Origin of the sequence: Bathymodiolus azoricus thioautotrophic gill symbiont (assembly GCF_001298715.1) — a bacterium.
Lineage (GTDB): Bacteria > Pseudomonadota > Gammaproteobacteria > PS1 > Pseudothioglobaceae > Thiodubiliella.
Map to the genome: position 1 here is coordinate 1 of NZ_CDSC02000489.1, position 4,502 is coordinate 4,502.

A 4,502-nucleotide genomic window follows, 5' to 3' on the forward strand; every position below is an offset into this window, starting at 1 on the left:
AGTCCGATGCTCTACCAACTGAGCTAACGCCCCATAAAAAAGTGAAATTATACATTAATACACTATCAAATTAACTCTTATTGACAACTTCTCTAAGTGATTTTCCTGACTTAAAAAACGGCATAAACTTCTCACCAACCTGCGTTCTTTCGTTGGTTCTTGGATTGATGCCTAAGCGTGCTTTTTTATGTTTTCTATAAAAACTACCAAAACCTCTGATTTCTACACCCTCACCAGAAGCAATACCTTTTGTTAATGCCGTTAAAATAGCATCTACACACATTTTTACTTCTATTTTAGAGAGCACAGAGTCCTCTGATAATTTAAAAATAAGGTCAGTTTTTTTCATATATTCAAATCAAAAATAACTTTAATTTTTAGCTTTCTTTAATAAATCACCTAAAGTTGCGCCTTCTACCGTATCAGACGACTGCTTATTGTAGTCTTCCATTGCTGCTTTTTCTTCAGCAGAATCTTTCGCTTTGATACTAACAGTAATATTACGAGATTTTCTGTCAATATTAACAATTGCTACTTCAATTTCATCAGCAACTTTAAAAATAGTACTTACATCATCAACACGCTCTGTTGAGATTTCACCCGCTTTCAAATAACCAGTGATGCCTTCTGCCAATGTAATAACTGCACCTCTTGAGTCCACTTCAGCAACCACACCTTTAACGATAGCGCCTTTCTTGTGTAACGAAGCGTAAGACATAAAGTCATCTTCATCTAATTGTTTAATACCTAAGGAGATGCGCTCTTTCTCAGCATCAATATTTAGAATAATAACATCAAATTCTTGTCCTTTAGAATAATTAGAAACCAATTCATCTGCAGGTAACTTTTCCCAAGAAATATCTGCTAAGTGGATTAAACCATCAATACCGCCTGGAAGTCCAACAAATAAACCAAAGTCTGTAATTGACTTAACATTAACACCAATCTTATCGCCCTTATTATGTGTTGCTTCAAATGCTTCCCAAGGATTTTCTTGTGCTTGCTTCATTGATAATGAAATACGGTGCTTAGACTCTTGAACATCCAACACAACCACATCAACTTCTTGACCTAATTTAACAAACTTAGATGGGCGGGCATTGGCATTTGTCCAATCCATTTCTGAAACATGCACCAAACCTTCAACCCCCTCTTCAATACGCACAAACGCACCATAATCTGTCAGGTTAGAAACCGTACCTGAAACCTTCTTACCTAATGGCAGACGATCAGAGATGTTATCCCAAGGGCTTGCTGTTAATTGCTTAAGGCCTAGCGATACACGCATCTTCTCTTTATCGCAATTAAGCACCTTAACTTTAATTTTGTCACCAATGTTCAACTTCTCAGACGGGTGATTAACACGCTGCCATGAGATATCAGTAATATGTAATAAACCATCAATACCACCAAGATCAACAAATGCACCGTAATCTGCAAGGTTCTTAACCACACCTTCAATTTCCACACCTTCTTCAAGTGTCTCAAGTAAAGCTTCTCTGTCTGCAGAATTCGCTTCTTGCATAACTGCTTTTCTAGAAATAACAATATTGTTTCTAACTTCATCCATCTTAATAACAATCGCTTCAACTTCTTGACCAATTAAATACGCAAAATCTTTAACTGGATGGGTATCCACCAATGAACCTGGTAGGAACGCTTTAACAACACCAATATCAACTGTCAAACCACCTTTAACAGAGCCAGTAACAACACCAGTTACTACTTCTTTAGCATTCATTGCAGTTTCAAGTGACTGCCACAATTTAATACGCTTGGCTTTTTCACGAGATAATAGAGTATGACCTAAGCCATCATCAATAGACTCCAAAGCAACTTCTACGACATCGCCTTCTTGAATTTCTAATTCACCTTTGGCATCTTTAAATTGGTCTAGAGATATAAAGGCTTCTGATTTTAGTCCAACACTGATAACCGCTTTTTCGCGATTGATGCTAACGACAGTACCCATTAATAAGGCACCTATTTTGGTATTTTGTTGTTCTACGCTATTTTCAAATAGCTCTGCAAATGATTCTGACATATTGTTTTTTTTTTGATATTGACCGCTAAATAATCCAACAACGGTATAAAGTTGGTATTTGTCGAGTTGGTTTGTTTATAAAATCTGACCGCTCAGATTTTAGCCTATTGTTTTACTAATTTGCTCACCTGAGCAATCACTTCATCAATTGACAACTCAGTGGTATCAATAATAAAAGCGTCTTTGGCAGGCTTTAGTGGCGAGTTTTTGCGAGAAGAATCTCGCTCATCTCTTGCCACCACATCTGCCAAGATTTGCGAAATTATACCCGTAGTGCCTTGTGCTTGCAATTGTTTTAAGCGTCTTTGTGCGCGTTCTTTGCTACTTGCCGTTAAAAATACTTTGAACGGCGCCTCAAAAAATACCACTGTACCCATATCACGCCCGTCTGCAACTAGCCCTGGTGTGTTTTGTGCGAAGTCTTGTTGACGCTTTAATAATGCTGAACGCACCACACCGATAGAAGCAATTTTAGATGCCATCTCACCCGTTTGTTCAGTGCGCAGGATTTTAGACACATCTTTGCCATCCAAAAAGACACTAACCAATTCACTATCCTCTTCGGTCTTAAATGTTAAATCAAGTGTTTGTGCAATGTCTTCTAAAGCATCTTCATCACCAATATTTATCCCTCTAGCATCAACTGCCAAAGCAAAAGTACGATAAATCGCGCCAGAATCTAATAAGCTCCAGCCCAATTTTTGTGCCATCACTCGAGCTACTGTACCCTTACCGACACCACTTGGCCCATCAATCGTTAAAATATTATTCATTTTTTCACCCTCTTTATCATTTTTTCAACTTCAACATCTGCGTTTACATAGTCAAAACTTATCTGTGGATTTTTATTGGGATAAACTCGAAACAGCTCATCGGCAAACCCTTGTCCGATACTTCCAATGCCTTTAAAATCAAAAGTTACAAATTTGAACTCTTCTAGACGATTAGTCGCCTGCTTAGCTTGTGACCTTGAAACCAGATTTTGCTTTTCATTAACCAAATAAAGTGACACAATAGTAGTGTCAAATTCAAATTCTGGTGCTTTAGCAAATTTATCAAACACATCTTTTAATTTGGTTGTGCTTGACAATTTGATTGACATACGAACAGCTGTTGAAAAACCTAAATCATCGCCCATTTTAAATACTTTTTCAAAACCATATTTTTCCAAATTAATTTCAGTATTATTGTTAAAATTGTAAAGATGATTATTTGAATAAATAGCAAAAAAATCAAAAGCCTCTATTGAAAAGAATATATCCAGTCCAGTGTGGTTTTCATCATCTGTTGTCAGCTTACCTTTAGATAACTCCAAAACAACTCGTTGGTCACTATCAAAGTCTTTAATTCTTTTGATTCTATTAAAAATACCTTCACCATCATCGCAAATAGTCAAGAATAATTCTTTCTCTTTTATACTTAAAACAATAAAAACTATTTTGGCTTGAGCGTGGTCTATAGCATTATTTAAAATCTCGGTAAAACCCCAATCAACAATTTCTTGAATATTTTTTGGGGCGTTTTCTACCACCCATTCAAAATCTTGACTGTAAACATCAAATTCGTCAATTTTTTTATCTAATTTTATTATTTTTGACTGCTGACGAATTTCACCCAACTGATAATTTTTATTTTTAGTCTTGCCAAAAGAGGTTAGAAAGCCTTCTTCTTCTAAGGCTCTTAAATGTTTATTAACCGCCTGTCTACTAATATTGAATTGCCGTTGAATATAGTTGTTTAAATCAACAATATCACTACGAAGCGCATCAATAATTTTTTTACGAATTTCTAAAGTAGATTGGTGCATAACTTGATTGTCAACTAAAATAAAACAATTATCAACTAAAAAATATTTATTGTCAACTAAAAAGTTAATTTTTATCAATCCCTTTAAATTCTGATACTCGGATTTTGCCGTTTACCATCTTTGATTTGCGTTTGTTGATTTTTTCCATCTTCTGCCAAAACGCTTCATTCAAATCAAATTCAGCACTAATCGCTGTGCCCATTAATAAAATTAATAAATCTGCCGATTCTTCAGCTAAATCTTGTTTAGATTTTCCCTTGGTGACGCAAGCCGATATCTCACCTAACTCTTCTGCCATTAACGCCACTTGATAAGCCAAGTCTTCGCCGCCATTGTTTTTAAAATCGTGTTTGTCATGAAAGGCTTGCACTGTAGCAAGCATTGATTGGTAGGAATCTTGATTCATTGTTTCCTTTATGTTTTTTAATTTTAAATACCTAGCTGTCAGGTTTCACCACGTTATTCCCTACTTTCAAAAACCACACTCCGAAACATATCAGGCTTCAAATTATACCAATACTCTAAAGCCTCATAAGGCGTCCTTACCTTAATCTCTTTTCTAAGTCCACCATGTCCACGATTAAAATTATAAAAAATCAAAAACTTGTTCAAATCTTGCTTCATTTCATCAATGTTTTGATACGTTATCGC

At 35.7% G+C, this 4,502-nt stretch carries 4 protein-coding genes and 2 pseudogenes; all 6 read right to left on the reverse strand.

Annotated features, from left to right (window positions below):
• Positions 1-70: 70 nt before the first annotated feature.
• The gene (locus tag BAZSYMA_RS09220; RefSeq protein ID WP_090718376.1) at positions 71-349 is read right to left on the reverse strand and encodes an HU family DNA-binding protein; all 279 of its coding nucleotides are present in this window, start codon (positions 347-349) and stop codon (positions 71-73) included.
• A gap of 21 nt (positions 350-370) precedes the next feature.
• Positions 371-2,053 (reverse strand): annotated as a pseudogene (rpsA, locus tag BAZSYMA_RS09225) (30S ribosomal protein S1); the annotation flags it as partial.
• A 95-nt stretch (positions 2,054-2,148) separates the two neighbouring features.
• Positions 2,149-2,817 carry a (d)CMP kinase gene (cmk, locus tag BAZSYMA_RS09230; protein WP_090718383.1) on the reverse strand — a complete coding sequence of 223 codons (669 nt, stop codon included), beginning with the start codon at positions 2,815-2,817 and terminating at the stop codon, positions 2,149-2,151.
• Positions 2,814-3,929, reverse strand: coding sequence for an STAS-like domain-containing protein (locus BAZSYMA_RS09235; RefSeq protein WP_090718387.1), 1,116 nt, complete (start codon positions 3,927-3,929; stop codon positions 2,814-2,816). Before BAZSYMA_RS09235 ends, cmk begins: the two co-directional genes overlap by 4 nt.
• The gene (locus tag BAZSYMA_RS09240) at positions 3,916-4,257 is read right to left on the reverse strand and encodes a MazG nucleotide pyrophosphohydrolase domain-containing protein (protein ID WP_090718390.1); all 342 of its coding nucleotides are present in this window, start codon (positions 4,255-4,257) and stop codon (positions 3,916-3,918) included. The genes BAZSYMA_RS09235 and BAZSYMA_RS09240 overlap by 14 nt, the downstream gene beginning before the upstream one ends.
• A gap of 53 nt (positions 4,258-4,310) precedes the next feature.
• A pseudogene (locus BAZSYMA_RS10160) lies at positions 4,311-4,502 on the reverse strand (hypothetical protein); the annotation flags it as partial.